General features: G+C 36.0%; 1 protein-coding gene. It reads right to left on the reverse strand.

Annotated elements, in window-relative coordinates:
* A partial coding sequence (locus tag KPL55_RS25795) for a thiamine pyrophosphate-dependent enzyme (protein ID WP_246599857.1) occupies nt 1-578 on the reverse strand: 578 nt, incomplete at both ends.

The raw sequence follows: 578 nt of genomic DNA on the forward strand, positions 1-578 counted from the left end.
TTAGCAAGTGAAGAATATCTAACTTCGCCCATTAAGTATTCTCTAAATGAAGTAGTAGGTTCTTTAGAATCTAATATAAACGGATTCTTTCCTGCTTCTTTAAGATCTGGATTAAATCTGTACATAGCCCAGTATCCTGATTCAACAGCTCTCTTAGTTTCAAGTTGAGTACAACCCATTCCAACTCTAAGACCATGATTAATACATGGTGCATAAGCTATTATTAGTGATGGTCCTTTATATGCTTCTGCTTCTTTTATAGCTTTAAGTGTTTGAGCTTTGTCAGCACCCATTGCTATTTGAGCAACATAAACATATCCGTAAGTCATTGCCATCATACCTAAATCTTTTTTCTTAGTTCTCTTTCCAGTTGCAGCAAATTTAGCAACTGCTGCTGTTGGAGTAGATTTTGATGCTTGACCGCCTGTATTTGAATACACTTCTGTATCCATTACAAATATATTTACATCTTCTCCAGATGCAAGTACATGGTCAACTCCGCCATATCCAATATCATAAGCCCAGCCATCTCCACCAAATATCCATTGAGATTTCTTAACTAAATGATCTCTTTTAGC

This window comes from Clostridium lacusfryxellense, assembly GCF_018861735.1.
Classification (GTDB): Bacteria; Bacillota; Clostridia; order Clostridiales; family Clostridiaceae; genus Clostridium_AD; species Clostridium_AD lacusfryxellense.